This is a genomic window from Enterococcus eurekensis (assembly GCF_042654605.1).
GTDB classification, from domain to species: Bacteria; Bacillota; Bacilli; order Lactobacillales; family Enterococcaceae; genus Enterococcus_I; species Enterococcus_I eurekensis.
Map to the genome: position 1 here is coordinate 1 of NZ_JBHSGT010000043.1, position 26,525 is coordinate 26,525.

Annotated in this window: 28 protein-coding genes, 4 tRNA genes and 6 pseudogenes; 25 read left to right on the forward strand and 13 right to left on the reverse strand. The window is 36.6% G+C overall.

The window, feature by feature from the left end; all coding sequences use genetic code 11:
- The first annotated feature begins 82 nt into the window (after positions 1-82).
- From ACFO3L_RS06440 to ACFO3L_RS06485, 10 genes are all read left to right on the forward strand, one after another.
- Positions 83-154: transfer RNA gene (locus ACFO3L_RS06440), tRNA-Gly, on the forward strand.
- A 14-nt stretch (positions 155-168) separates the two neighbouring features.
- Positions 169-254: transfer RNA gene (locus ACFO3L_RS06445), tRNA-Leu, on the forward strand.
- Positions 255-260: 6 nt separating this feature from the next.
- A tRNA-Arg gene (locus tag ACFO3L_RS06450) sits at positions 261-334 on the forward strand.
- Between the two features lie 14 nt (positions 335-348).
- Positions 349-422: transfer RNA gene (locus ACFO3L_RS06455), tRNA-Pro, on the forward strand.
- 115 nt (positions 423-537) lie between these two features.
- Positions 538-1,419 carry a ribosome small subunit-dependent GTPase A gene (rsgA, locus tag ACFO3L_RS06460; RefSeq protein ID WP_379965024.1) on the forward strand — a complete coding sequence of 294 codons (882 nt, stop codon included), beginning with the start codon at positions 538-540 and terminating at the stop codon, positions 1,417-1,419.
- 15 nt (positions 1,420-1,434) lie between these two features.
- A complete protein-coding gene (gene rpe / locus ACFO3L_RS06465; RefSeq protein ID WP_379965026.1) occupies positions 1,435-2,088 on the forward strand; it encodes a ribulose-phosphate 3-epimerase in 654 nt (217 codons plus the stop codon).
- A complete protein-coding gene (locus tag ACFO3L_RS06470) occupies positions 2,085-2,723 on the forward strand; it encodes a thiamine diphosphokinase (RefSeq protein ID WP_379965028.1) in 639 nt (212 codons plus the stop codon). Before rpe ends, ACFO3L_RS06470 begins: the two co-directional genes overlap by 4 nt.
- 129 nt (positions 2,724-2,852) lie before the next feature.
- A complete protein-coding gene (gene mreC / locus ACFO3L_RS06475) occupies positions 2,853-3,710 on the forward strand; it encodes a rod shape-determining protein MreC (protein ID WP_379965030.1) in 858 nt (285 codons plus the stop codon).
- On the forward strand, positions 3,711-4,214 hold the full coding sequence (gene mreD / locus ACFO3L_RS06480) for a rod shape-determining protein MreD (protein ID WP_379965032.1): 504 nt from the start codon (positions 3,711-3,713) through the stop codon (positions 4,212-4,214).
- A 205-nt stretch (positions 4,215-4,419) separates the two neighbouring features.
- On the forward strand, positions 4,420-5,745 hold the full coding sequence (locus ACFO3L_RS06485) for a C40 family peptidase (RefSeq protein ID WP_379965034.1): 1,326 nt from the start codon (positions 4,420-4,422) through the stop codon (positions 5,743-5,745).
- 45 nt (positions 5,746-5,790) lie between these two features.
- On the opposite strand, the gene ACFO3L_RS06490 is transcribed toward ACFO3L_RS06485, so the two are convergent.
- The gene (locus ACFO3L_RS06490; protein WP_379965036.1) at positions 5,791-6,474 is read right to left on the reverse strand and encodes a prepilin peptidase; all 684 of its coding nucleotides are present in this window, start codon (positions 6,472-6,474) and stop codon (positions 5,791-5,793) included.
- 113 nt (positions 6,475-6,587) lie between these two features.
- Here ACFO3L_RS06490 and ACFO3L_RS06495 point away from each other — a divergent pair, with 113 nt between their 5' ends.
- The 4 genes from ACFO3L_RS06495 to rpsI all read left to right on the forward strand — a co-directional run bounded on the left by ACFO3L_RS06495 (position 6,588) and on the right by rpsI (position 8,883).
- Positions 6,588-7,310, forward strand: coding sequence for a DUF5105 domain-containing protein (locus ACFO3L_RS06495; RefSeq protein ID WP_379965038.1), 723 nt, complete (start codon positions 6,588-6,590; stop codon positions 7,308-7,310).
- Positions 7,311-7,378: 68 nt separating this feature from the next.
- A complete protein-coding gene (locus ACFO3L_RS06500) occupies positions 7,379-7,849 on the forward strand; it encodes a Dps family protein (RefSeq protein WP_379965040.1) in 471 nt (156 codons plus the stop codon).
- Positions 7,850-8,028: 179 nt separating this feature from the next.
- On the forward strand, positions 8,029-8,475 hold the full coding sequence (gene rplM, locus ACFO3L_RS06505) for a 50S ribosomal protein L13 (protein ID WP_379965449.1): 447 nt from the start codon (positions 8,029-8,031) through the stop codon (positions 8,473-8,475).
- A gap of 15 nt (positions 8,476-8,490) precedes the next feature.
- Positions 8,491-8,883 (forward strand): 30S ribosomal protein S9, encoded by a 393-nt coding sequence (rpsI, locus tag ACFO3L_RS06510; protein ID WP_379965042.1) that lies wholly within the window; start codon positions 8,491-8,493, stop codon positions 8,881-8,883.
- A 174-nt stretch (positions 8,884-9,057) separates the two neighbouring features.
- Here the strand turns inward: rpsI and ACFO3L_RS06515 are convergent, their stop codons facing one another.
- From ACFO3L_RS06515 to ACFO3L_RS06540, 6 genes and pseudogenes are all read right to left on the reverse strand, one after another.
- Entirely contained in the window at positions 9,058-10,293 is a 1,236-nt protein-coding gene (locus ACFO3L_RS06515) for a tyrosine-type recombinase/integrase (protein WP_379965044.1), read from the reverse strand.
- 68 nt (positions 10,294-10,361) lie between these two features.
- The gene (locus ACFO3L_RS06520; RefSeq protein ID WP_048603186.1) at positions 10,362-10,637 is read right to left on the reverse strand and encodes a helix-turn-helix domain-containing protein; all 276 of its coding nucleotides are present in this window, start codon (positions 10,635-10,637) and stop codon (positions 10,362-10,364) included.
- A gap of 16 nt (positions 10,638-10,653) precedes the next feature.
- Positions 10,654-10,809 carry a hypothetical protein gene (locus tag ACFO3L_RS06525; RefSeq protein ID WP_379965046.1) on the reverse strand — a complete coding sequence of 52 codons (156 nt, stop codon included), beginning with the start codon at positions 10,807-10,809 and terminating at the stop codon, positions 10,654-10,656.
- Positions 10,810-10,877: 68 nt separating this feature from the next.
- Complete coding sequence (locus ACFO3L_RS06530) at positions 10,878-11,684, reverse strand: replication initiation factor domain-containing protein (RefSeq protein WP_379965048.1); 807 nt, start codon at positions 11,682-11,684, stop codon at positions 10,878-10,880.
- On the reverse strand, positions 11,659-12,171 hold the full coding sequence (locus ACFO3L_RS06535; RefSeq protein WP_048603188.1) for a hypothetical protein: 513 nt from the start codon (positions 12,169-12,171) through the stop codon (positions 11,659-11,661). The genes ACFO3L_RS06530 and ACFO3L_RS06535 overlap by 26 nt, the downstream gene beginning before the upstream one ends.
- Positions 12,172-12,707: 536 nt before the next feature.
- Positions 12,708-13,235, reverse strand: a pseudogene (locus ACFO3L_RS06540) (NAD(P)/FAD-dependent oxidoreductase); the annotation flags it as partial.
- A 208-nt stretch (positions 13,236-13,443) separates the two neighbouring features.
- On the opposite strand from ACFO3L_RS06540, the pseudogene ACFO3L_RS06545 reads away from it, so the two are divergent.
- Positions 13,444-13,776, forward strand: a pseudogene (locus ACFO3L_RS06545) (DNA topoisomerase); the annotation flags it as partial.
- 69 nt (positions 13,777-13,845) lie between these two features.
- Here the strand turns inward: ACFO3L_RS06545 and ACFO3L_RS06550 are convergent.
- Positions 13,846-14,040: a Tn3 family transposase gene (locus tag ACFO3L_RS06550; protein WP_379965051.1), complete on the reverse strand. Its 195-nt coding sequence runs from the start codon at positions 14,038-14,040 to the stop codon at positions 13,846-13,848.
- Entirely contained in the window at positions 14,010-14,348 is a 339-nt protein-coding gene (locus tag ACFO3L_RS06555; RefSeq protein WP_455293578.1) for a DUF4158 domain-containing protein, read from the reverse strand. Before ACFO3L_RS06555 ends, ACFO3L_RS06550 begins: the two co-directional genes overlap by 31 nt.
- Positions 14,349-14,495: 147 nt before the next feature.
- On the opposite strand from ACFO3L_RS06555, the gene ACFO3L_RS06560 reads away from it, so the two are divergent.
- From ACFO3L_RS06560 to ACFO3L_RS06575, 4 genes and pseudogenes are all read left to right on the forward strand, one after another.
- Positions 14,496-15,071 carry a recombinase family protein gene (locus tag ACFO3L_RS06560; RefSeq protein WP_379965053.1) on the forward strand — a complete coding sequence of 192 codons (576 nt, stop codon included), beginning with the start codon at positions 14,496-14,498 and terminating at the stop codon, positions 15,069-15,071.
- Positions 15,072-15,185: 114 nt separating this feature from the next.
- Positions 15,186-16,031 carry an AraC family transcriptional regulator gene (locus tag ACFO3L_RS06565; protein ID WP_010731423.1) on the forward strand — a complete coding sequence of 282 codons (846 nt, stop codon included), beginning with the start codon at positions 15,186-15,188 and terminating at the stop codon, positions 16,029-16,031.
- Between the two features lie 138 nt (positions 16,032-16,169).
- Positions 16,170-16,247, forward strand: a pseudogene (locus ACFO3L_RS06570) (topoisomerase DNA-binding C4 zinc finger domain-containing protein); the annotation flags it as partial.
- Between the two features lie 92 nt (positions 16,248-16,339).
- Positions 16,340-17,518 (forward strand): annotated as a pseudogene (locus ACFO3L_RS06575) (IS256-like element ISEfm2 family transposase).
- Between the two features lie 142 nt (positions 17,519-17,660).
- On the opposite strand, the gene ACFO3L_RS06580 reads toward ACFO3L_RS06575, so the two are convergent.
- The 4 genes and pseudogenes from ACFO3L_RS06580 to istA all read right to left on the reverse strand — a co-directional run bounded on the left by ACFO3L_RS06580 (position 17,661) and on the right by istA (position 19,823).
- Complete coding sequence (locus ACFO3L_RS06580) at positions 17,661-18,020, reverse strand: DUF1304 domain-containing protein (protein ID WP_033918653.1); 360 nt, start codon at positions 18,018-18,020, stop codon at positions 17,661-17,663.
- 88 nt (positions 18,021-18,108) lie between these two features.
- A pseudogene (locus ACFO3L_RS06585) lies at positions 18,109-18,276 on the reverse strand (site-specific integrase); the annotation flags it as partial.
- A gap of 121 nt (positions 18,277-18,397) precedes the next feature.
- Positions 18,398-18,586: a hypothetical protein gene (locus tag ACFO3L_RS06590; RefSeq protein WP_048603197.1), complete on the reverse strand. Its 189-nt coding sequence runs from the start codon at positions 18,584-18,586 to the stop codon at positions 18,398-18,400.
- A 10-nt stretch (positions 18,587-18,596) separates the two neighbouring features.
- Positions 18,597-19,823 carry an IS21 family transposase gene (istA, locus tag ACFO3L_RS06595; protein WP_379965056.1) on the reverse strand — a complete coding sequence of 409 codons (1,227 nt, stop codon included), beginning with the start codon at positions 19,821-19,823 and terminating at the stop codon, positions 18,597-18,599.
- Positions 19,824-20,000: 177 nt separating this feature from the next.
- Here istA and ACFO3L_RS06600 point away from each other — a divergent pair, with 177 nt between their 5' ends.
- The 6 genes and pseudogenes from ACFO3L_RS06600 (at position 20,001) to ACFO3L_RS06625 (ending at position 26,143) form a co-directional block, all read left to right on the forward strand.
- Positions 20,001-20,972, forward strand: a complete 972-nt coding sequence (locus ACFO3L_RS06600) for a helix-turn-helix domain-containing protein (protein ID WP_048603199.1) — start codon at positions 20,001-20,003, stop codon at positions 20,970-20,972.
- A gap of 20 nt (positions 20,973-20,992) precedes the next feature.
- Positions 20,993-21,340, forward strand: coding sequence for a TIGR04076 family protein (locus ACFO3L_RS06605; RefSeq protein ID WP_379965058.1), 348 nt, complete (start codon positions 20,993-20,995; stop codon positions 21,338-21,340).
- 338 nt (positions 21,341-21,678) lie between these two features.
- Positions 21,679-22,368, forward strand: coding sequence for a hypothetical protein (locus tag ACFO3L_RS06610; RefSeq protein ID WP_379965060.1), 690 nt, complete (start codon positions 21,679-21,681; stop codon positions 22,366-22,368).
- 133 nt (positions 22,369-22,501) lie between these two features.
- Positions 22,502-22,714, forward strand: a complete 213-nt coding sequence (locus tag ACFO3L_RS06615; RefSeq protein ID WP_048603201.1) for a hypothetical protein — start codon at positions 22,502-22,504, stop codon at positions 22,712-22,714.
- A gap of 626 nt (positions 22,715-23,340) precedes the next feature.
- Positions 23,341-24,534 (forward strand): annotated as a pseudogene (locus ACFO3L_RS06620) (chloride channel protein).
- A 142-nt stretch (positions 24,535-24,676) separates the two neighbouring features.
- On the forward strand, positions 24,677-26,143 hold the full coding sequence (locus tag ACFO3L_RS06625; RefSeq protein WP_379965063.1) for a DUF3114 domain-containing protein: 1,467 nt from the start codon (positions 24,677-24,679) through the stop codon (positions 26,141-26,143).
- Positions 26,144-26,525: the final 382 nt, after the last annotated feature.

Here is a 26,525-nt window from a genome sequence, read left to right on the forward strand (position 1 = left end):
GAGCATCTGATTTGTAATCAGAGGGTCGAGGGTTCAAGTCCTTTAGCCGGCATTTGAAAAATAAATAAATTTAATTAAATTTGCGGAAATAGCTCAGTGGTAGAGCACCACCTTGCCAAGGTGGGGGTCGCGGGTTCGAACCCCGTTTTCCGCTTAGCCAATTCTAACGCCGGGGTGGCGGAACTGGCAGACGCACAGGACTTAAAATCCTGCGGTGAGTGATCACCGTGCCGGTTCGATTCCGGCCCTCGGCATTATTTGCACCCATAGCTCAATTGGATAGAGTACTTGACTACGAATCAAGCGGTTAGAGGTTCGACTCCTCTTGGGTGCGTTTTTTTTTATTTACGGGAAGTAGCTCAGCTTGGTAGAGCACTTGGTTTGGGACCAAGGGGTCGCAGGTTCGAATCCTGTCTTCCCGATAATTAAAAATTGTTAACAGAATCGATTTGATGAAAATCAATCGATTCTGTTTTTTTGTTTACTTAGAAATATGATACAATACAAGAGGAAAGAAAAAACGAAGGAGGAATCCATTTGGAAGGAAAGATTACAAAGGCATTAAGTGGATTTTATTATGTTGAAAATAGTAGTGGGTTATACCAAACACGTGGCCGTGGTAATTTTCGAAAAAGAAAGATTACTCCTTTAGTTGGCGACAACGTTATTTTTGAAAGTAGTAATCAAACAGATGGTTATTTAATGGAAATCTTGCCACGAAGAAATCAACTCGTTCGACCAGCTGTTGCAAATGTTGATCAAGGCGTTGTTGTAACGAGCTTAGTTGAACCTAATTTTTCATATAATTTACTCGATCGTTTTTTAGTTACCCTCGAATACGAACTAATTGAGCCGATTATTTATTTGACGAAAGTAGATTTATTAGAAAATAAAACATTAATTGAAGAAATCCGAAGGACTTATGAAAAAGCGGGTTACCTTGTCATTGTTGCAACGGAGAATACGGACTCTTTAGAAGCCATTAAATCGACATTTAATCAGCATTTAACGGTCTTTATGGGTCAATCCGGTGCTGGAAAATCGACTTTATTGAATCGAATTGTACCAGGATTAGCTTTAGAAACTGCGAGTATTTCTGAGTCTTTAGGACGGGGAAAGCATACGACGCGCCACGTAGAGTTAATTGAGATTGCTGGCGGGTTAGTAGCAGATACCCCTGGATTTAGCTCAATTGACTTTATCACAATCGAAGCAAAAGAATTACCGAAGCAATTCCCTGAATTTTTAGAGGTCGCTCATGATTGCCGTTTTCGTGAATGTAGTCACGTCAATGAGCCAAATTGTGCGGTTAAAGCAGGGGTTGAAAAAGGACAAATCGCTTTAACTCGTTATGAAAATTATTTACAGTTTTTAGGAGAAATTGAAAACCGAAAACCAATTTACCGTAAGAAAAAATAGGAGATGACGTAAGAGATGAAAATAGCCCCATCAATTTTAAGCGCGGATTTTGCAAATTTACAAAGAGATGTAGCCTTAGTTGAAAAACATGGTGCGGATTACATTCATATTGACGTAATGGATGGCCAATTTGTCCCCAATATAACTTTTGGTTCCAATGTGGTGAAAGCATTACGCCCTCATACAAAGTTACCACTGGATGTTCATTTAATGGTCGCTAATCCAGAACGTTTGATTAATGGCTTTGCAGAAGCTGGCGCGGATATTATTGGAGTACACGTTGAAACAGATCCTCATATCCATCGAACCATTCAAGCGATTAAAGAAAAAAATGTTAAGGCAGAAGTTGTACTGAATCCTGGAACACCAATCAGTGCCATTCAGCATGTTTTAAGCATGGTCGATCAAGTGTTAGTGATGACGGTGAATCCAGGATTTGGTGGACAAATATTCATTAACGAAATGTTAGATAAGATTAAAGAACTTGCTGCAATTAAGGAAGAACGAGGTTATCAATTTGATATTCAAGTTGATGGAGGGATTGGACCTGATACAGCGAAACTATGTAAAGATGCCGGCGCAAACGTTTTTGTTGCAGGTAGTTATATTTATGATTCAGAAGATCCAGGTCAACAGATTGGCTATTTAAGAAAGGCGCTTAGCGAATGAATGTTTTATTAGTAGCAGGCGGTAAACCGGAGACATGGCCAATTTTTCATAAAGACTATGATGCCTATATTGGAATTGATCGTGGCAGTTTGCTAATACTCGAAAAAGGCTATCCCCTTGATTTAGCGGTGGGGGATTTTGATTCGCTGACTGAACCGGAAAAGAACCGAGTCTTTAAACAGGCTAAAACAATTGTCACTGCTCCTGCTGAAAAGGATGAGACAGATAGTCAAATGGGCCTTTCAGAAGCCTTGAGACACTATCCAACGGCTCAAATTGATATGATTGGGATGACAGGTGGTCGATTGGATCACTTTCTAGCCAATTTATGGATGGTCTTTGAACCTCGTTTTCAAGTCCACATTAGCCAACTTCGAATTTGTGATAATCAAAATACGATTGAATTCCTGCTTCCAGGTACGTATGTCATTCAAAAAGAACCACAAATGAACTATCTAGCCTATGCTTGTTTAACACCAGTCAGTAATTTGACACTGACTCGTAGTAAATATACGTTACAAAAAGCTAATTTCGCGTATCCCACATCATTAGCAAGCAATGAATTTCTGGAAGAAACAGCAGACATTACGTTTGAACAAGGAATTGTGGCTGTTATTCAATCAAAAGATGAATGATTAGATGAGACGAGCCTTTTTTTGGAAAAAAGTATTCAAAAAAAGCTTAAGAGTCTCGTCTTTTCTTTTGTTTCAAAGGAATTAGTGGTACAATTTAAGCTATCAGTCAAGAGATCCGAGGTGCCTTAGGTGAAAAAATTTAATCCAAATAAAAACATTATTATCATGCTCCTTCTTGTTATTATTGCTGTAACGACGCTTAGCGTGACCGTTGCTAGAAGAGCGGTATCAGATAAACCAATCTTTCCCCAAGCAGTTATGAATGATACCATTTCTTTTATTGATCGCACCCTATCTGCTCCGATTCGTTGGATTGAAAAAGGGGCAAGTGCTGTTGAAAACTTATTTGTAACCTATGAAGAAAATGAAAAGTTAAAATTAAAACTTGATACCTATGATGAAATGGTACAAGAAAATAAAAATAAAACACGTGAAATTGCAACACTAAAAGATGAACTTGAATTACAGTCCACACTGACTAATTTTGATAAGATTACAAGTAACGTGATTACCCGCTCTCCCGATACATGGCAAGAAATAATTGTTGTTGATCGTGGCAGTCAAGACGGAGTAGAAGAAAATATGGCTGTTTTAGCTAATCATGGCTTGATAGGCCGCGTTATTGAAGTTAATAATTTCTCTTCAAAAGTCGAATTATTGACGTCGAGTAATCAAAATAGTAATCAATTCCCGGTTCGTATTTCTGGAAAAAAAGGTGAAACTTTTGGTATCTTAAAAGGCTATGACCAAGAGAAAAACGTCTTAATCGTAGAACAATTAACTGGGGAAGCGACGATTGAAGAAGGTTCTGTAGTCCAAACATCGGGGCTAGGCGGAAGTTCACCGGCGGACTTACCAATTGGAATAGCTCTGAAAGAAAGTAAGGACCGTTTTGGTTTGACGCGACAAATTTATGTTAAACCGTATGCCCAAATGACTGATTTATCGGTTGTCACGATCATAAAACGTGGGGTAGGTGACGAATAGTTGAACCAGACATATACAAAATATTTCGCTCCAATTCTATTCTTTTTTTTGATGCTCCTTGATGCACAGTGGACTCACCGCTTACTAAATGAGGGAGTCGATCCTGTTATTTGGCGCGTCCATTTAATGTTAATATTTATGATGTTTGCCACACGTTATTTACCTAAAAAATATATGATCATTGTTTCGTTATGTCTTGGTATTGTCTTTGATTTGTATTACTTAGGCCTAATTGGCATTTATGCGGTCATTTTGCCACTAATCATTTGGATGATGTATCTTGTTCATAAATTTTTATTTGAAAACATCTTTAATTTATTTTTTGGGCTGATTATTTTTATCACTTCTTTTGAAATTTTAAACGTGGGCTTACAGCTAATGTTTAATTTAATTACGGTGAATCCTTTATATTTTGTTACTAAGGTCTTAGGACCAACCTTATTATTAAATATGGTCTTGTTTTGTGTGAGTTTTTTTCCGGCAAAAAAATTATTTTGGAACTAAAAAAAGTGACCTTCTATTGCGAATTATAGAAATAGAAGGTCTTTTTTCTATGAAAACACTTTAAATTGAAATGTATTTGTAACATTTGTTTTATGTAATTGTCATATCGCTATGTTACAATCTGATTGTTGACACAACAGTTATGAAAAAATTAAACTATCTAAAGAATTTATAAATAAAAAGAACCGAGTCGGAGGAATTGAACTTGAAAAAACGAATTTTATCGTCAATCTTAGCATGTTCATTATTATTTACCGCGGTGGGTACACCTGGAATTGCATTTGCAGATGATTTTGATAATCAAATTGAACAAAAAAATAAAGAAATTAATGAATTAAAAAGCCAACAAGCAGGTTTGCAATCACAAATCAGTGAATTAGAAGGCGAAGTAGCATCAATTAATGCAGAAGCAGAAGCATTATTTGCTAAATTACAAACACTAAACGAAGAAACAGAAGTTTTAAAACAAGAAATTGCTGATTTAGAAGTACGCATTGAACGTCGCGAAGAAGCAATCCGCAAACAAGCACGTGACGTACAAGTTAATGGTAATCAAGCAAACTTAATTGATGCTGTTTTAAACGCTGATTCATTAACAGATGCAATTGGCCGTGTACAAGCGATGTCAACAATTGTAAACGCGAATAACGACTTAGTTACACAACAAAAAGAAGATCAACAAGCAGTTAAAGATAAAAAAGCTGAAAATGATCAAAAAATGGTTGAAATTAATGAGAGCCAAGTAGCTTTGGAAGCTCAAAAAGGCGAATTAGTTCGTAGCCAGGCGGATTTAGCTGTTGCAAAAGCGGACTTAGCTATCCAGCAGTCATCGAAAGAAAGCGAAAAAGCAGATTTAGCTGATCGTAAAGCAAAAGCAGAAGCTGAGCGCGCACGTATCGCTGAAGAAGAACGTTTAATCGCTGAAGCGGCAGCAGAAGCTCGTCGCCAGGAACAAGCAGCAAACAGCAGTAACTCAAACACAAATGAGTCTACAAGTAATTCAACAATAAACAATAGTGGTAACACGAACACTAATACTGGTAACAGTAACAATAATAGCAACAATAACGTTGAAGCTCCTTCGACACCAGAAACACCGGTAACGCCGGCACCATCTGTTCCTGAGACACCAAGTGTCCCAGAAACACCAGCTCCAACGCCAGCACCAGCACCGTCAGGCAACTCAAGTGCCGTGATTGCAGAAGCATACAAACACTTAGGCAAGCCTTATGTATGGGGTGGAAAAGGACCAGATGTCTTTGACTGTTCAGGCTTTACAAGCTATGTTTACCGTAATGCAACAGGTCGTGAAATTGGTGGATGGACAGTTCCTCAAGAAAGCGCTGGAACAAGAATCTCTGTTGGCGAAGCACAAGCAGGCGATTTATACTTCTGGGGTTCTGCTGGAGGCACACACCACGTTGCGATTGCATTAGGTGGCGGACAATATATCCACGCACCATCACCAGGCCAAAGCGTATCTGTTAGTTCAGTTGGCGCATGGGCACCAAGCTTTGCAGTACGTATGTAATTGAATTTCAAGCTGACGAGTTCTCTCGTCAGCTTTTTGTTGTTTCTAAAAAAATAATAAAAAGAGCAAACCCAGTGAAAGAAAAGGAACAAAAGGTAAATGGTTAATACTTTGCTGTGTTAAACGACTATATAGGTAGCTAATGATTAAGCCCGAAAGACTAGCGACAAACAGTAAGATGAATAATTGATGAATAGTAAACCAAGGCCCCCAAAACAGTAGTAGTAACATATCACCAAAACCAAAGTAAGCTTGTAAAAAGAAATAAATCAAGAAGGCAACCAGTAATAAAAAAATTAGTGTTGCAGGGTAGAAGGACCAGTCAAATAAATAGAGCAGACTCCATAGTAAACAGCCAAAGGGATATAAAATTTTAGGCTCAACAATCCAGTAAAATAAATCAGTTAACGAAAGTAAAAAAGCCATCGTAATCCAGATAAAATAAACGAGCGCAATCGAACCAATAAGTGATTTAAAAACGATGAAAAAGAGAAAGCCGTAAAGACATTCAACTAAGAGATAAGTGATTGGAATCCTTTTTTGACAAGCCGAACAGCGAAATTTCATGAATAAAATTGAAAATAGAGGAATCAGTTCGTAAAAACGGAGTGTTTTTTGGCAATGGTGACAGTGAGAACGAGAAACTAAAAAATCCTCACCAATTGGCAAACGAGTAGCGACAACCATTAAAAAAGAGCCGAGACAACAACCAAAATAAAAGAGTAACATGATCCATCTCCTTAAGTATTTTTAATAAAGATACGCAAAAAAGGCGGAATACTAGACAAGGACTTGAAATTCTTCAATAATAAGAACGTAAGAAAATTAGAGGAGGAAATTCCGTGAAGAAAAAATGGCTAGCAATGGCTTTATTTATTTTGACGCCATTATTTATTGCAGGTTGTGCGAAAGCCATTCCTGCAAAAGAAGCTGCCCCGTTACTAATCGATGCAATGATTTACCAAAAAGAAGATGAATCATTTGAAACGAATTTTGCCAATAGTGAGACCCTAACAAGTGCTTTTGAGAAACACCGTTCTTCGTTTGAAGATAATTTTACAGCAGGTTTGTTGCAAAGCAATGACCAGATTGACGAAACCGTCGCCAAAAAGATTTCCGAGTTGTTAATGACGCAAGTACAAGAAGTGACGAGTTATGAAGTGAAGAAAATAACCGAAACAAAACCGATTCATCATGTGACCTATGAAATTAAAGGATTTGATTTAAGTGGCTTATTGACTCAAACAACGCAAGAGTTATTAGCTCGTATTCAAAAAGATAATCAAATTACTAAAGATGAAAAGAAAATAATCGAAATTACCATTGAGATTGTGGAAGCTCAAATTCCTCAAACTAAAGCGAAAGAAATAGCTACTGAAGTGACCTTACAATTAAAAGAAAATCGTGGAAAATGGGAAATCGTTGCTGGACAAGATGATGCTCTAGCTAGTCTATACCTATCTTTCTTTGCTGGAGTTCGCGATGAAGAATCTTTAACGAAAGAAATGGCAGGAGCCGTGACGAAAGTTGCTGTACCATCGATGGGAGAACCAGAGGAAAAATAGTAGATTATGATTGTACTTTATTGCACTTTGTATTATGCTAGTAGTATGGAAAGTGAGGAGAGATTTAGATGAAATATGGAAAAACAAAAGAAATTTTAAACCAATTGGTGGCGGATTTAAGTCAGTTTTCAGTTGTGATTCATCAAACGCATTGGTATATGCGCGGACCAGAATTTTTATCACTACACCCATTAATGGATGAATTCATGGATGAATTAAATGCGCAATTAGACGTGGTTTCAGAACGTTTAATTACATTGGATGGTGCCCCTTATTCAACCTTACAAGAATTTATCGACCATACGAAAATTGCCGATGAAGTAGGGACATACGAACGCACCATTCCTGAAAGAATGGCTGTATTAGTTAAAAACTATCGTTATTTGGCAGACCTATACAAAAAAGGGATTGAAGTTGCTGGTGAAGAAGGCGATGATAGCTCACAAGATATCTTCACAAGCTTCAATACAGATATTGAAAAGAAAATTTGGATGTTGCAAGCCAAATTAGGCTATGCACCAGAAATTGACCCAGCTTAGACCTGGAAATTTGAAACAAGAAAGATGGAAAATCTTTCTTGTTTTTTTATTTTACCAGAGAAAAAGATTGACATTAATGAATATTTTATGTATCATGTTAAATGGTATTGTTTGCCCCATGAGAGCCCCGGAAACTCAAGTGATTGTCAAACATTCGATATTGAAATTGGAGGAAAAAAATAGTGCGTACAACATATATGGCCAAAGCAGGCGAAGTAGAACGTAAATGGTACGTAGTTGATGCAACAGATGTACCAATGGGTCGTCTTTCAGCAGTAGTAGCATCAATCTTACGTGGAAAAAACAAACCAACATTCACTCCTCATGTGGATACAGGTGACTTTGTAATCGTAATTAATGCAGATAAAGTAAAATTAACAGGTAATAAAGCAAGTGATAAATTATATCACCGTCACTCAGGTTACATCGGTGGACTAAAAACAATCTCAGCTGGAGAATTACGTGAGAAAAATTCACGTCGTTTAATCGAGAATTCTGTTAAAGGTATGTTACCTAAGAACACTTTAGGCCGTGCTCAAGGAATGAAATTACACGTTTATGCTGAAGGAACTCATCCACATGCAGCACAACAACCAGAAGTACTAGATATCACAAACTTAATTTAATAGGAGGACATTTCATTGGCACAAGCACAATATATCGGCACAGGCCGTCGTAAAAATGCCGTTGCTCGCGTACGTTTAGTACCAGGAACTGGTAAAATTACTATTAACAAAAAAGAAATTGAAACTTATATTCCACATGCTGACCTACGTGAAGTTATCAACCAACCATTTGGCGTAACTGAAACAAGAGGTTCATATGACGTTTTCGTTAACGTTAACGGTGGTGGTTATGCAGGACAATCAGGTGCAATCCGTCACGGAATCGCACGTGCATTATTAACTGTAGATCCAGATTTCCGTACAGCTTTAAAACAAGCTGGCCTATTAACACGTGATGCTCGTATGGTAGAACGTAAAAAACCAGGTCTTAAAAAAGCTCGTAAAGCTTCTCAATTCTCTAAGCGTTAATATCCCTTATATATCAACGTTTCAGGCACTTTCCAATTTTTGGAGAGTGTCTTTTTTTGTACGCTTAGGTACGAAAAAATGTACGAGATTTTGAATTGGCTGTTTTTAAGACCTAGGTCAGACACTATATCATCGTTCTTTTTAGGTTGTATAATTGTTATTTTAAATAGTTATTTATTTTGCTTGTCGCGCTTCATCTAGGCGTTTCTCGAATTTCTCATAAGTGGAAAGATCGACAATATTTGGGGTATTGACGTATATTTCTGTCGTTTTGATATCCGAATGGGTTAGGGCTTGAGAAATTTGCGCCATTGTTGCACCACCTTCACGAGCCAACGTGCTAAAGGTATGTCGTAGCTTGTGTGGATTTATCTGGGTTAGTTCCTCATGTCTTCGGTGAATGGATTTTAGCCGATAATTTAAGTAATCCACATGAACCGGAATATTTACTTCGCCACTTCGATTGGCATAAGTGAAAAGAAATTGTTCTTTTATCTGCTTAATCCCAAGTTGTAAAAGTTCTTCCTTTTGTTTTTGCTTCCATTCTTTCAATAGTTTAATAAGGAATGTCGGAATCTTGAACTTCGTGGCTTTTCGACCTTTTGTGGATTTTAAATTACCAAATTTATCCTTACTTTGAATCAAACTGACATAACCATTTTCAAAATCAATATGCTTCCACTGAAGGGCATAGGATTCGCTCTTGCGGTCACCTAGGTTCAACGTTAGCATCAAGAGAACATAGTCTTGCATGATTAGTAAACCTTTGCTGTAATCCTCATTGACTGCGTCTAACCAAGCAATCAATTCTTCGGCTGTCAGTGCTTCACCGTTTAGCTGACGCTCCGCCTTTAGTTGTTGTTTCTTGGGATCACCCACGTACCGAATCACTTTTTCAATCCGATTGTATTCGATATACTCTAATAGCTCCGCAATATCAAAAATCTGATTGACGTAACTTTTGATGATTTTGATATTGGCGTAAGTTTGGGATTTTTTCATCAAAGCGCGAAGCACAAAGTCTTTATTGTCGTTTAAGAACTTGATGGAATATTCACCAAACATCGGTAGAATATGAAGACGGAAGACATCTTTCGTATTGCTAACGGTTGTGGCAGTTGGTATTTGCCTAGATCGTCCAGTAGAACCAGCAATATACATATCCAACCAAACTGTCTCATAAAACTCTTTGAATTTGATATGACCGCTTAATTCAAATGAACGAGCACTCTTTTCATTAAGCACACGTTGAATTTTTTGAGACAGGTCTTTTTCAGCCTGTTCCGCTTCTTTTTTCGTCCTAAATGTTTTGCGGTAGCGCTCGGTAGTGACACCGAGAATTTGTCGCACCCCCTTGGGGTAAAACACCTCCAATTTGTAGTGGTTGTTTTTCAGTTTAGTAATTGCCATGTTATTTCCTACTTTCTTATACGCAAACCAGAACGTAGGAATGACTACGTTCTGATTATAAACCGCTTCTAGCGAGTATAGCAATGGAGCCATTCGTCTATAGCTTGCCGATCAAACCGCACAACACCTTGAATCGTAATTTTTGGCAGGCCTTGTTCGACCCATTTGTCCAAAGTGTTGTTCGCAATATGGAGATACTGGCAAGTTTCTTTCTTGGTTAAATAGCGTTTGTCAATCGCAGTATCTTGTCGTACTTGATTCACATTGTTTAGAAGAAGTGTGTACACACTATTTCCTAGCTGTTTCATCTGCTCATCGTTCAGTAAAAATTGAACTTCGTGCATAGGCAACCTCCTTTCTCTAGTAAGAATCTTCATTTTCCAATTCCAGTATTTTTTGTTCGATAAAGGTCTGATCTGTTTCCGTGAATTTTTCTTTTCCTGTGGCTAGTAATTCTCTCAAATAAACTTCTGCTTGTTCTGGGCCATAGGCTTGTAGAAAAGCTTCATAAATCATGGCGAGCGATTTCGAAGTGGCATTTTCTAACCAAGCTTTCTTTTTGGAAAAGGTTGGCTTTTCACGAACTACACGTAAGGGGACTTTGGGAATGCCCCCACAAATTTATCCCACCATTTCATGTTCGACCAACGAGCTTTGTTGTGATAGTTGACGGGGCCTTTGGGTTTGGTCTTGAAGCTGTAGTGGGAAGCTAAAATGCCACGAATCACCGTATTGAGTGGGATTCCATGAGCAATCTTTTCTATTGCTTGCCGAGCTTTCTGATCGGTTAATTCCAGCTCCCAGCGAACCCACTCGTTGACTTGGGCAATTTCCCCCGTTTTATCGCGGATTTCTTGCTTTTTGTCATAAATCCGCAGTAGTTGCGGCTGAGCGCCAATATAAAGCGTATGGCCAGTTAGAATGCCTTTCTGTAGTTGCCCACTGTTTACTTCCCGAAAGTGGCGACTTTGAGAGCTGAGTTGGCCGTTCTTCACGTATTTTTGCAAGGTAGACACAGGAGGAGAGGAGCCGTCAAATAAATCCATTGCCAAGTCGGCACGAGTAATGGTTCCTTTGGCTTTTAGAATGGTGGCTAAGAATTTCTGCCAATGCCACCCCTCCACGCTAGACATATATTCTTCATATTGGCGACACCCTTTACCCGATAAGTTTACTAACAGATTATTGTGGTGATCACTCTGGTGAATGATAATATCTGCAAAGGAATAGTGAGAATCGTAAGTGGGAAAAGGACTCCCTTTCTTTTCCGAAGTGAAGTCAGAAAGGGCAATTCCCAATAAGTCCGCAACTTTTTCCATTGAAGAATCTGGTAATGAAAAACGTAGAAAATCGATTAGACATTCGTTACTTTGCCGGTGTGTTTGGTTCATTCACTTCTCCTAGTTGATAGGAGGTGGCACTGATTTTCAATGCTGCAAATTGCCAGGTATCAATCATTGGTTGACCTTCTCCCACAAATGATTTTTTCTGAATTTTTCGGGGATAGACATTTAAACCAGTAAAACGAATGGGAATCAACTCGCCGTCTTCATAGTTATCTAAAATGGGCAGTTCTTCTTGATGCTCGACCACAATGGTGATAGGGGAGCCGAGTTCTGTTCCGCCGTTATTCAGAACCAGTTCGACAAAAGCCCGATCATAGACTTTGAAGGTGAGGATCATTAGCCCGGTCTCTACACGTTCGCCAACATGATTCTGTTCACGTTCCATGCGCATTTGAATATCACTTTTGGCTACAACAAAACGTTGCGGGAGTTTGAATTGTTTGAGATCGAAACGTAGGCTGGCTAGATTGACAGTTTCTGAATCGTTTAGTGAGATGCTGGTTCCTTTTTGGATCATTAATTTATTTGACATGTGTATTTCTCCTTTGATTTTGAATTTAGTCTTTGTTTTAATTGGTTGAAACAAAGTAGAGTGGGTGCACGAATCAGTTGCATAAAATTTCCTCCTTTCACTAACAAGAACAATTTGGAACTCCCTATTTTCCAAAAAATGTGGAATTTCTCATAATTTTCTTTGTGAGTGATTTCCCTTCCATTACTACTACAATCTGAGGAGGGTAATTTTTCGAAACAACAGGCAATTGAATTAACGTGTAAGAGATTCTTAAACTATTTGCTTCTTAATCGCCTCATTTCGAAAAAGTTTTTTTGAGAAAACACAAAAAAGACGTGTAAACGAACTCGGCTCTGCCGCTGGCAACGGGTCCGTTCACACGTCTTTTGGTTTTTTATTTAGCTAATTTTGACAAAAATCGAATCTTTGAAGAATGCTCATGAGGCCTTTTGTAGCAACCTTCAGAGAGATTTCTAATGAGTTCGGTACCCCCGTGTTACGTACGGTGGTGTGAGAGGGGTGCGAACCTAAGCGTTCGGACCTCTACTCGATTGTTAATTTGCTTCATTCATTGCCTTTTGAGCTAAGAGATTTAAATAGTTCCAAGGGCGATCAAAATGTGGTTGGAAGAAGAAGTCGCTTATTGCTAAATCTTCAATCGTAATCTTATTTTGGATGGCCAATGACAAGGTGTTAGCAGATTGGGTAATATCATATTTTGACATTAACTGGCCGCCGACAATACGATGAGTCCCTTTTTCAAAGACTAATTTCATTTGGACATTTTCCGTTGTGGGCATAAATTCTGGACGGTAGTTATCTTCCAAATAAGTAGCCTGAACTTCTAATCCTAAATGAGGGGCACTTGCTTCTGTCACACCAGTGGAACCGATATTGTAACCAAACAAGTATAAACCTGAAGTTCCCTGAGTTCCACGGTAGGCTAGAGTCGGCTTGACAATATTTTTACCAACTAGCAGACCTTGGCGCACAGCGTTGGTGGCTAAGGGAATGTATGAATGTTCACTTGTAGGATTGTAGTGAACGACTGCGCTATCACCAGCGGCAAAAATATCTAAATTACAATATTTAGTGTTGGTGGGGAATCTACGGATTTTCCACCAACTCTTTTTTTGTAAAAAAAGATAGCCTAACTGGTAGAATTTAGTCGACTAAAACAAAACTACGCCAAGAAAGGACATCTCCATGGATCATTGTACTAGAAAATTGGCTGGTTCAAAAAGAAGCTCTCTTTTTTGAACCAGTATCGAACAGGAATTACTAACAGTGTTAATTATTGAAGCCTTGAAACAAAAAGAATATATCCAAGTCATTAAAAATAAACTTGTTGCGACTGAAAAAGGTAAATTATTGTGCCAGGAAGTCGAAAGTCAGCACCTTTTAACGAGTGCTGAAATGGCAGCTAAATGGGAAACGTATTTAAAGAAGATTGGTAAAAGAGAAGGCAATCAAGAAAACTTTATCAATAATATCAAGAAGTTTATCTTTCATTTATTGGAAAATGTACCTAACGATATAGAGAAATTAAGTTTTGCTGATTACCAGGTACAGAAAGAAAAAGAAGCAGAAAAGAATATTGTTGGAAAATGTCCTAAGTGGGGTACCGTCAGGAAAATGCGGATTTACAACGTTAAGCACATTTTCGGGAAGATTCCCCCATTTTTTACAACGTTAAGAAAGTTTCAATGGTCTTAAAGAATCTAACGAGACCACTTTCTCCAAATTAAAATGATATTCCCCTAGTAAATTAATATGTTCCCAACCTAGAGGCGACATATGGTGCAATAATTCTTCATTAAAACGACCAGACCGTTTTTGATATTCAACTGCTTTTGTTAGATGTAAAGTATTCCAAAATGATCCCAAAGTGTATTTTCTCTTTGAGGATAAAGACTAATCGAAGATGGAGTGGCACCGATTTGTTTCGATATATAATGTATGACTGATTCCGGGATGCTTTTGATATGAGTGTATGGCCAACCGGGATACCGAAGAACAGCTAATTGAACAGCAAACCCTAAACGGTTTTCTTCTCTCCTTCGCTTATTAACTATTTCTAAATCCCGTTTGGAAAAAGTGAAGTAGGTCCCCAATATCCATTCATCTTCAGGGATTTGCATAAAATCCTGCCTCTGTTCCAGTGTAAGCAATTCTCTACCTCTCGCAATTTTCATTCAGTATCATCCCATTTCCATAATTATTCAGTTAATTAGTCCAATTATATATCAATAGAGTGTACTCTATTGATACAAGTGTAGTAGACTGATAAAATCATAGTTAAGAGTGTCTCATAAGACTTGTCTCAAAAACGAGGTGATATTTTGCGAAAAATCGGTTATATACGTGTCAGTTCGACTAGCCAAAATCCTTCAAGACAATTTCAGCAATTAAACGAAATCGGTATGGATATTATTTTTGAAGAAAAAGTTTCTGGGGCAGCAAAGGATCGCGAGCAACTTCAAAAAATGTTAGAGGATTTACAGGAAGGAGACATTATTTATGTTACAGACTTAACTCGGATCACTCGGAGTACGCAGAACTTATTTGAATTGATTGATTTAATACGCAGGAAAAAGGCAAGCTTAAAATCACTCAAGGATACATGGCTAGATTTATCAGAGGATAATCCATACAGCCAATTCTTAATTACAGTAATGGCTGGTGTGAACCAATTAGAACGAGATCTTATCCGTATGCGTCAACGAGAAGGGATTGAGCTGGCTAAGAAAGAAGGGAAGTTTAAGGGTCGTTTAAAGAAATATCATAAAAAACACGCAGGAATGAAATATGCAGTAAAACTATATAAAGAAGGCGGTATGACTGTAAATCAAATTTGCGAAATTACTAATGTGTCTAGGGCTTCATTATATAGAAGGCTATCGGAAGGAAACAAATAGTTTGTCCTGATTCTATCAAAAGGTTTATTTTTTGATACCAACATTTTTAGGCATGAAATGTCGGCAATTATTATCTATTTTGTTTTAAAGTAAATATTGAAAGGGAGTAAACTTATGGATTGGCTAGAAAGAATGAACAATGCGTTAAACTACATTGAAAATAGCTTGAATGAAGAAATAGACTACAAAGAGATTGCAAAAGCAGCTAATTGTTCTGAGTTTCATTTTTCAAGAATGTTCTCTTCAATCTCAGGTATATCGCTATCAGAATATATTAGACGTAGACGGTTAACACTCGCAGCATTTGAAATTCAAAAAAGTGATATTCGGATCATTGATGTGGCAATTAAATATGGTTATGTTTCTTCTGATACTTTCTCACGTGCTTTTCAAAAAATGCATGGAGTAACCCCTTCCAATGCTCGTAATAGAGGGGTACAGTTAAAAGCCTTTCCCAGAATTTCCTTTCAAATTTCTATTAAAGGAGATACCGAGATGGAGTACAGAATTGAAAACCTTGATTTTGAATTAAGAATTGTTGGAAAAAGTAAGCCAGTAAAAACAAGCAGAGCATTTAAAACAATCCCTACGCTTTGGAACACTGCGAAAAAAGATGGATTTATGCAAGAACTAGTAGATATGTCATGGGAAAATCCAAAATGCACGCTTGAAAGCCTTCTGGGGGTTTGCGGAAAAGAAGCTGCCATAACAGATGAACAATTTTCCTATTTCATGGGCGTAAGATACGATGGGGAATCCCCAGAAAATATGGAGACGCTTATTATTCCCGCAAGTACATGGGCAGTTTTTCCGAACATAGTGGATGCATGGAAACGTTTATATTCCGAGTGGGTCCCTACCTCCGAGTATGAACTTGCAAATTTACCGTGTATAGAATGTTATTACGGTCCGAAGCATAAACCAAGACACGAACTCTGGGTCCCTGTTATCCCGAAGTAAATTACATATTCAGTAATAGAATGCTGTTTATGGAGTAACGAAAAAAGAGCCTAATTTCTCAATTTAGGTGATGGGAAATCAGGCTTTTTATATTGGAAATTCCTTATCGTTGTAAATCCGCATTTTCCTGACGCTACCCCTAAGTGTGGAAATAATATTGTATTAAAAAAATCGTTTTATGGTTGTTCTAATTATCCTGAATGCAAGTTTACTTGAGAGTGTAAAATATTTTGTGTAAATAGAAAAAAGGAAGTCCCTTCTGTAGAATAGAGTTACCACAACACATTCACAGAAAAGAGGACTTCCATATGAACGATTTTACTACAGAAATTCTAAAGACTCTAGCGAACAAAGGCGATTTGAATGAATTATTCCGTGTCCATTTGGAAAAAGCTGTCAATACGCTTCTCAAAACGGAGTTAACGGCTTTCCTCGATTACGAAAAGTACGATCGCATTGGTTTTAACACGGGTAATTCTCGTAACGGCTCCTATGACCGTACGGTCAAGACCGAGTACGGGGAACTTCATCTCCAGATTCCGCGCGACCGCAACGGCGAGTTCAAGCAACAGACTGTTCCTGCTTATAGACGGACGAATGATACCTTAGAGGAGACCGTCATTCACCTCTTCCGAAAAGGTATTACCATGTCGAAAATCGCAGACTTGATTGAGAAAATGTATGGGCATCACTACACGCCCCAAACCATGTCCAACATGACTAAAGTGCTGACTGAAGAAGTAAATGCATTTAAAGTTAGAACTCTAAATGATAAGTATGTCGCTATTTTCATGGATGCTACTTATATTCCTTTAAAACGGCAAACCGTCTCCAAAGAAGCAATCTATATTGCCATTGGTATACGAGAAGACGGCACTAAAGAAGTACTAAGTTATGCGATTGCTCCGACTGAATCGACCTACGTTTGGAATGAGTTGTTACAGGACATTTACTCCAGAGGGGTTCATGATGTCTTACTGTTTATTACCGATGGCTTAAAAGGCATGAAAGATACGATTCACCAGATTTATCCTAAAGCTAAATACCAACATTGCTGTGTTCACGTTTCCCGTAATATTGCTCATAAAGTACGTGTCAAAGATCGAAAAGAAATCTGTGATGATTTTAAGGCTGTTTATCAAGCTAGCTCAAAGGAAGAGGCAAATACCTTTTTAGGGAGTATGATTGAGAAGTGGCAGAAAACTTATCCTAAAGTGACGCAGTCACTGATAAAAAATCAAGATTTATTGACTTTTTATGAGTTTCTGCCTGGTATCCGCCGAAGCATTTACTCAACTAATTTAATCGAATCTTTCAATTAACAAATCAAGAAATACAGCCGCAGAAAAGAGCAGTTTTAAAATGAAGAATCATTAGAGCGTTTCCTAGTATCCATCTTTGATACATACAATCAAAAATTCTTAAATAGAAGCCATAAAGGCTTCCAACAAGTGACGGATACATTAGCTTCAATGTTTACTGAGTAACCCATTATTTTGCAGAAGGACGAGTTATTTACACAAAATTATTGACGCTCCCAAGTGATTCAAATAGACGGAAATATAATACGGTTCAGATAAAAAGAAACAAACAAAAAGCACACTCTTAATTGACTGTGCTTTTTATTGCTTAAAAGAATGTTGAAATAAGTGCTAAAATAGCTAAACCACCTTGGGTTAGAATAATTTTTTTATCACTTGTAATACTGCCATATAATGCCACTAAAATAATATAAATTAATAGTAATCTACTAATTTCGATTGGATTACTTGAAAGAAAAACACTATATAATAACCCAACACCAATCAAACCATTATAAATACCCTGATTTTTAAAAAGTGTGTTTAAAGCTTTGCTTTTTAACTCTTCTTTTGTCATGTTAAATACTCGACTTGTAGCGTCTGAAGTTGTAGCAAATGTTTCTAAATATAGGATATAGAAAAATTCCAAAGCTACTAAAACAATCAATACTGTTGATAATATTGACATTCTTTCTCCTTTCTTAACTATTTATTTTGATTACTATCCAACTATACGTTATTTTAAGTGAGTTGTAAAATATCTTGTAACCACCAATTTAATCTAAGGGATTGAACTTATCCAAGCTAGCTCGTATTTCTTCTTCTAATCCGATGTATCGGATAGTCACTGCTTGACTAGAATGATTCAAAATTTTCATCAATGTGGGAATATCCCTGAATTGTCGATAATACTTATATCCGAATGTTTTTCTCATGGTATGTGTGATGTTAGGATGATTTCATGGACACGATTTGGTAGAATCTAACTACTAAGAAAAGGACGTGTCCACGATGGCAAAAGCCAAGAAAAAATTTGATGAAGACTTTAAGAAGACGATCTTAGATTTAAACCAGTCTGGCCAATCGGTCGAGGAACTGGCAGAGCAATATTTCTTGATGTGTTAATTCAAATAAAGAATCAACTAGAGATTGTTCATTTTTAGCTACTTCATCTAAATGGGCAGGTAAAATTTCTTTGATACAGGTAAGATTTAAATCTGATAATTGATTTAATAACTGATGGTAATTTGACATATGAGCCTCCTTATAATTCATCGTAAGCATCTAAATTTTCTTCTGCAAAGCGCTCCAACTCTTCGTCTTCTAAGTATTTGAAGACATCAGATCGAAGAATCTCAAGAGAGTCATCACGTTGATAATTTAAGGTTTTTTTGCTTAATGGGTGCGAGCGAATACATTGATGGCCATACCAAATGAATAGACTGTCCTTACGGACATCTAAAGTTACCTCTTTACCAATATATTTCACGGGAACAGAATACTTTGAGTTTTGATATTGGACCATGGATTCAATGGAAACTTTTCTAATTACGTGTTGGGTTCTAGAAACATATCTGACTAATTCTAAACGATTGAAAGGACGCAACACCGATTGTTCATCTATAAGAAGCTTAGAGGGATGATTATTCACTGCTTGAGAACGTTCATTATTTAAGTCATTCATAAACTCATATACGATTCGTTTTAGCTCCTGCTCATTTTCAAACTCGTAGTTAAAGACCATTAAGCGGTTAACAGTACGAGCTAAAGCTTCAACTTTGCCTTTGGTTTGTGGACGAAAAGGGCGACAAGCAATCGGATTGAATCCAGCATCTTTAGCAAATTGACGAAATTTTTCGTTAAAAACGGTTTGACTAAATTGGCTTTTACTTCTGTCAACAACTGTTTTCATATTGTCAAACCAAATTTCTTGAGGAATACCATTCCCGCAGTACTCAAACGCATTGACCAAACAATTGAAGACATTCGCTTGGGTTCGATCAAAGGTTACCTCTAAGTATTTCATGCGAGAATAGCCTAGAATATATAGAAAAAGATTGAAGTAAAAGACTTCACCATGTTTACTCACCATCTTAATATTTTCTTTCCAATCGACTTGAGCAGAAAGACCTGGCGTCGTTTCAATTCGAATGGTTGCTTTTTTTACACGCTTTTCTCGATAGTTCCGACAATATCGTTTGACGGTGGTATAGCCACCTTGATATCCTTTTTTCTTAATAAAATAATAAATTGAAGAAGCGGAACAGCTTAACTCCATTTTATCTTTAATAATTTCTTCAAAACCGCTTAATAAAAGGGGAGCAGAAGATTGTCTCTTTTTGATCTGTTCTACTTCCCCTTTAGTTCCAGCTTCATAGTAACGCTTGACTGTTCGGTAATCACAATTATATTGCTTGGCCATGGCTGCATAGTTAGGTTGAATATCGTTCATAATGTGTCGTAAGACTCCTTCTAAGACATCTTTTCGCATGAGTCACTCTCCTTGAATGTTTCATGAAAAAGAATATCAGATTTTAAATCTAACCTACATTTTCGATGGCCCTTTTCCTACATTTTATCATGGCCCTTTACAAAATTAACAAATAAAGTCAAGTATTAAAGTTCTTTTCTTAGTATAATGAAAAGTATTAGAAAGAGGTGATGATGAGTGTATGAGTGGGAAAAATCATTTCAAATGATTATTAATGAGATTGATAAATCTATTTCAAATTATAGCAATGAATCTTTAACACTTCGATTTCTTTCCAAAAAATTAGGGTATTCTGAATTTTACACAACCAAAAAGTTTAAAGAGATTCTAGGGATGACATTTCGGGACTATCTTAGACAGAGAAAATTAGCTTTTGCTTTTAAGGAAGTTAGAGATAACAATAAATCTATTATAGAAATTGCTTTTGACTATGGTTTTTCGTCGCATGAAGCTTTTACTAGGGCTTTTAAATCAACTTTTGGAATAACTCCTAGCGATTATCGAAAAGACCCCATACCTATTGTACTTCGAACAAAGCTAACGCCATATGATCGTTATTTCTTAGGCTTAGAGGAAATTGGTAAAATTAAAAAATCAGATAACGTAAAGACTTATTTTGTTACAATTTCCGCACATAAATTTTTATACATTGAAAATAAAGAAAGTAATGGGTATTGGGATTTTTGGGATAAGCAAAAAGATATTAAAGGACAAGATTATGAAACTATTTGTGGATTGTTAGATAGTGTAAAGGGAAAGCTCGACGATTATAGTGGTGAAGAAGCAAATAGTGGAAGTGGACAACTCATGGCTTATATCAGTAATCCTGAGGGACGGTTGTGTGATTGGGGATTTTCTAGAACAGAGTGTTATGGTGCTCGACTCCCTTCTAATTATCAAAAGGCTATCCCTTCACAAATGAAATTAATGGATATTCCTGAATCAGAATATTTAGTCTTTGAACATGGCGAATTTGATTATGAACAAGAAAATAGAAGTGTTGAAGAAAAAATGGAAATAGCTATGGAGACATTTGATTTTAATGAAACAGGCTATACTTATGACACTTCTGTCGGACGAATTATGTATTTTTACTTTGACCCGAGTAAATACTGGAAATATATTCGTCCCGTAAAAAAAATAAAATGAGATTTCTAAAGGAGATAATAATGAAAAAATGGTACGAAGAAGAATATGAATTTAACATTGAAGTGACTGGATTTTTAAGAGGAAATCAAACGGAACGATATTGTAGAAATGGAGAAGAAATTGGAGATACCTATTCTTGCACATATGGATGTCCTGTTAATCAAGATGGCTATGGTATCTGTTCTAAAATGATGATGATTATGTTTCCAACTATGGAAGCTGTTAGAAGTGGCGGGAATTTAATAAATATTGGCGGTCAAGATGAGTTCTCTAAAAACCTTGTATGCCCTGATGGTTGTGTTATGTTTAAACTGACCGTTAAAAAACTAGGTAATGAAAATTTTTATACAGGTGATTTCTTTGATTGATATTCCATTATTAAATTTTTCAACTTATAAAAAAAATAGTTCTAAGTGAAATTTAGAATAAGCAAGGAGAAGGTATGAAGTGGATTTGAGTCAATACCTCGGACACGATTTGTGAGAATTTTTTCGAGATTCCAGCGGGTGAGTATCTCATCGTTTCGACCAGCCGTCAAACCAAAACCGTTTGACCGCTGATCGAAGCGATGAAGTTGAAGCCCTGTGGAAATCTCGCCAAAAAAATGTAGGTGGTAGCTAGGAACTAAGCTTGCAATGCCATCTTGCATGTCGCAAATAGTAACTGTGTGTTTCTAGAAGCCTTTAAAGATTATTCGGATCGTTATGTGATAATTGGTGGTACTGCTACATCACTTGTTTTACATCAAAACGGATTGAACAGTCATTCAACAAAAGATTATGACTTAGTGATTATCGAAGAAAAGAAAGATCGGTTGTTTCATCAGGCATTTGTTGACTTTATTCATGTAGGTGGGTACACACCAAATAAAATGGATGAAAAGGAAAAATTATATCGCTCTAAAACAGATAATCCAGATTATCCAGCAATTATAGAGCTATTTTGTGTAACACCAAATTGGTTTAGTAGTACATTAAGAACAGCCCCAGTACATTTTGATGAGGATACGAGTTTATCTGCGTTATTACTGGATGAAGACTATTATGATCTTCTCGTAAAAGGAAAAATTATTGTAGATGGCTATTCAGTGCTGGACAGTAAATATCTTATTGTGTTTAAAGCAAAAGCCTGGTTGGATTTAACTAAAAAACGTGAACAGGGAACCATGCGCGTGGATAGTAGAAACATCAAGAAGCATTTAAACGATATAGCAAGACTATTAGGTTCTTTGAAAAATCTCGATCCGTTGTCCGTTAATGAACATGTACAAGAAGACATGCTGGAGTTCTTAGATGAATTACAGACACGAATAAATGAAATTCCTCAAAATGAGGATATTCCTTTTGATAAAACGCAGACATACGAGATGCTAACAGTATTGCTGCAATCTAAATAATAATTCCATCCCTCAAAGGATCTGTTATGGTTTTAATGATTTTAAACTATTATGTAATCAAAAAGGAGTAGTTTAATACAGAAAAAATGTGTCAGCATTTTATTAGTAAGCAACCCATAAGGAGTCGTAGGGTATGACTGATGACGAACATAATGTAAGATACACCACGAAAATTGAGCGGCAAAAACTTCGAGATACTGCTTTGGCATACTCAGCATTAGATGCAGTAATGCCTTCCGAAGAGACGATGAAATTAGTAGAAGAATATGTAGATGGAAATATTGAAATTGTTGAGATTTTAAAAATAGTCATTGAGAAATATCACTCGTCTGAGTTAGAAAGCTGATGAGATATAATGTTGTTTAAGGCGGCTGTAGAGAATTAATCTTGAATATTTCTAGGTATGATATGTCAAACATAAATAATTATTAGTTCGTTATTTATGTTGAGTAGTCGTGTTCTGGTTTGCGTATTTTTTTGATGTACGTTGTGATGTACGAGTTGCTTGAAATCAGTTGAAACTGATTGATGTAAAGACTTTTAAAAATTTATAAAACCCTTGAAATTAAACAATAAACAATCTGTTTGCGTTATTTATAAGCGAAACCAGGTCTTAAAAAAGCTCGTAAAGCTTCACAATTCTCAAAACGTTAATATATTCTATATATCAACATTTCAAGACACTCTCCATTTATTTGGAAGGTGTCTTTTTTGATTTATTCCAAGCATCTTACTAGCTGAGTCGATCTTCATTTTTCCTGTAGTAAAATTTTCTAAATTTATCAAGTTGTCTGGCTAGTCCTACTAAAATTTCTATGGTAAATTATTTATGGGAATCATGAAGAGTCGCTATTTAGAGTGCTATTGGCTACGAATTTGCTGAATAAAATAAGTCGTAGTTTGATGAACAGGAAGTATTTTTTATGTCGATATCAATTCTCCAAGATACTAAATCGGTTAAAGGGGAAACGTATGAAATTCAATAGAATTTTTTTATTTTATATCACGGTTCTAAGCTTCTTTGTAGGGATAGTCTCTGCTTTGTTCTTAGTGCTGGTCAATTTTTTAATTCATAACTTATGGGAAACAATTCCTGCGACTTTACAGTTAGGCAATTATTATCCATTAATTTTAGGTTTGATTGGGGGAATTCTTGTTGGATTTTCACAACGCTTTCTCGGACCTTATCCGCATACGCTAGAGGAAACTCTCCAAGAGTTTAAAGCAACGAATGCGGTAGCGTACAAACATGCAGTTACTCGAAATTTCTTTGCAGCAACAATCGTTTTAGCTTTTGGTGCGAGTCTTGGACCAGAAGCCGCGTTATCTAGTATTTTAGGTGGGATGATTAGTTGGCTAGGGGATCAGATGAAATTAACGCTAGCTAAAAAAGAACAGTTAGTCAATTTGAGTATTGGGACAATGTTATCAGCTATTTTCCATGCACCGTTTGTTGGGATATCAGATTCGTTAGAAGAAGAATTAAAAAAAGGCTATATTTCAATTAAGCGGAAAAAAGTTTTGGTGTAGGGTTTTGCAACAGTCTTTGGGATTATTGGCTTTACAATGATCAATCAAATTTTTCCTAAAGAATCGGTATTGGGGATTCATATTCCCATAGTTATTTGGCAATTGAAAGTCCTTTTTCTAATTATTCCGGCCATTGTAATTGGTATTTTGTTTGGCTATTTATTCTTAACGATTGAGAAAATTAGTAATCGAATAGCAAAAAGTTTCAATTATCCATTTATCTTAGCGATAATAGCAGGTACTTTGATTGGTTTACTAGGGATGATTTCACCTTATTTCTTGTTCTCAGGCGAGCATGAATTATTACCATTGTCTAAAGATTACAGGGAAATGAGTCGTTGGTTTTTATTATTTATAGCGATTGGAAAAGTGATTTTAACGAATCTATGTTTTGCATTTGGCTGGCGTGGCGGGAAAATTTTCCCGGCGATTTTTTCAAATGCAACGATTGCTTTTGTTATGGTTAGCTTTTTCCCCTACACACCAGGCTTAATTGTCAGTATTGTAGTAGCCGCTAGTGTGACCATTATTTTGAAGCAGCCTTTAGTAACGGCAGCACTTTTACTATTTTTATTTCCAGTTCAATTTTTCCCAGCGATTGTCCTTGTTTGTTATTTGGCTCAGTACATTGATTAACGGGTGGCTAAGCGTAGTAGATAGGTTAGAAAAATTATTTGACTCTCAGATGGATAATCTGGGGGTTTTTCTGTTTTTTGGTGCTTTTTTTGAATTGGTGTTAAAATACAATCATCAAGTAAGACGGGATAGGAGTGAGAGTATGATAAGTAAGAGTAAGCAAATTTCGGAAGTTGAAAAAACTTTTACAAAAGCAATAGCAGCGGGAAAGCATTTAATCAAAGTCGTGGAAAAAATCAGCTCTCATCCAGATCAAGCTCATAATATTCAGTTAAATCGGATGTATTTAGCACTAGGGCGCACGCAAATTCTTTATATTGAAGCACTTCAAAAAGGCTACCAAACTTATTTGAAGGAGAATCGACTTTTGTTTCGCACAAAAGCGAAGTATTTGAAAGAACCTCGAGAATCGATAGCTAAGTATTTAAGCGAGGCTGAAGAAATTGAAGAGCTCTTAAAAGTAGGAATCAAAATCATTGAAACAAAAGACGAAACAGATCTGATGAGGAGTGATTGTGATTTGGGGTGGCTTCATAAAATCGATCGACTTTGGCATAATCGTGAATTTATAAAAAAATATCAAATTAAACAGCCAAGCGCGATGCCAAATCAAGTATTCAAACGCTATGTCGAGGAATTAATTATTCATGAAAAAATATTGCGGATCGAAGAAGGCTGGGATCAGCAGGCAGTTTTAGGTTACTTCAAACAGCTAAGTACATCTTTGAAAAATACCGAAACTACCCAAACCATGCTTGCACAACTATCGCTTTTAAAGGCTGAAACTAAAAGAGTCGGTTCAACGCTTTATACGAAATTATTTAATGCTAGTACTTATGCAGATAGAGAAAAAATTGCGCTCATGATGCAGCATTTGCGAGCGAGGATTGATACCAATGGCATGTTACAGCTAGAAGGTACGTATCAATTGGATCCAGAGATGCCGCCACATAGTTTCTTTCTGGAAAATTTTTCTCAATCGGTAACGAAAGCCTATCCTAACGGGCTTGTTCCTAAAAATAATCCAGATATTCCTCAACAAACATTAAAAATCATTCATCAATTTCGAATGTATATTGATCGACAAAACATTAACTATATTCGAACGCATTATTCTGGCGTGACTGATCTAGATAAATTACTAGCCTACGGGAAAGAGCAACGCTTGAGTTTTTGCCAAACTTCAAGATTGCACAATCGTTATTCAGTGGACTATCCCTTTAAGGGACAAGAAAATGACAAAATTACCACCAAGAACGGTTTATCCGAATTTATTGTTAATGTCAAAACAGGGCAGTTTGTGACGCAGTGGGATGTTTTACAAGAAAAAGATGGTGAGGTTGGGATTTTTTCAGGAGATTATCATCCGAATACTTTAAAAGGAAAAACAATTGTCGAAACAGAATCCTTTAATTATTCGAATCAAGCAAAAATGCATCAACTTTTTGATGTCGATCCAGCAGGTGCGCATCACGGGTTGGAACATTCGATTAAAATCGCGGCTAAAAAATATTGGAAGAGTGAAGAGTGGAGATTTCTTGGAGGCAACTACTTTGAACGTTATAAGAAAAAATCGGACTATCTGTATTTAAAGGCAAGGAAAAAATAGATAGGCATACCAACTGAGACATTTATTCGTAGTGAGTGAATGTCTTTTTATATTTCTCCCATGATACTTGTCCACAGGTCTCATTACGAAGGAAAGAAGAAAATCTGTGGATAACTGTTTTGAGGAGGAAAAAGGCTTATCCACAGGTTTTTATGTGGATAATTGAAAAAATGAATTTTGCTATCGATTTTGAATTTATTTTGAAATTTGAACGGATTTTCGAGCGTTATCAGGTAAAATCTTTAGCAATTAGTCGTTTTCCGAAATCTATTAAATTTATTAATAGGCCCTCTTAATATTACTAAGTTGTAATCGCTTACTCTCCGGGATAAAGTAAGCTTGTCATCAGCGCGATTTATTTTGAAATTATTATATGTTATGC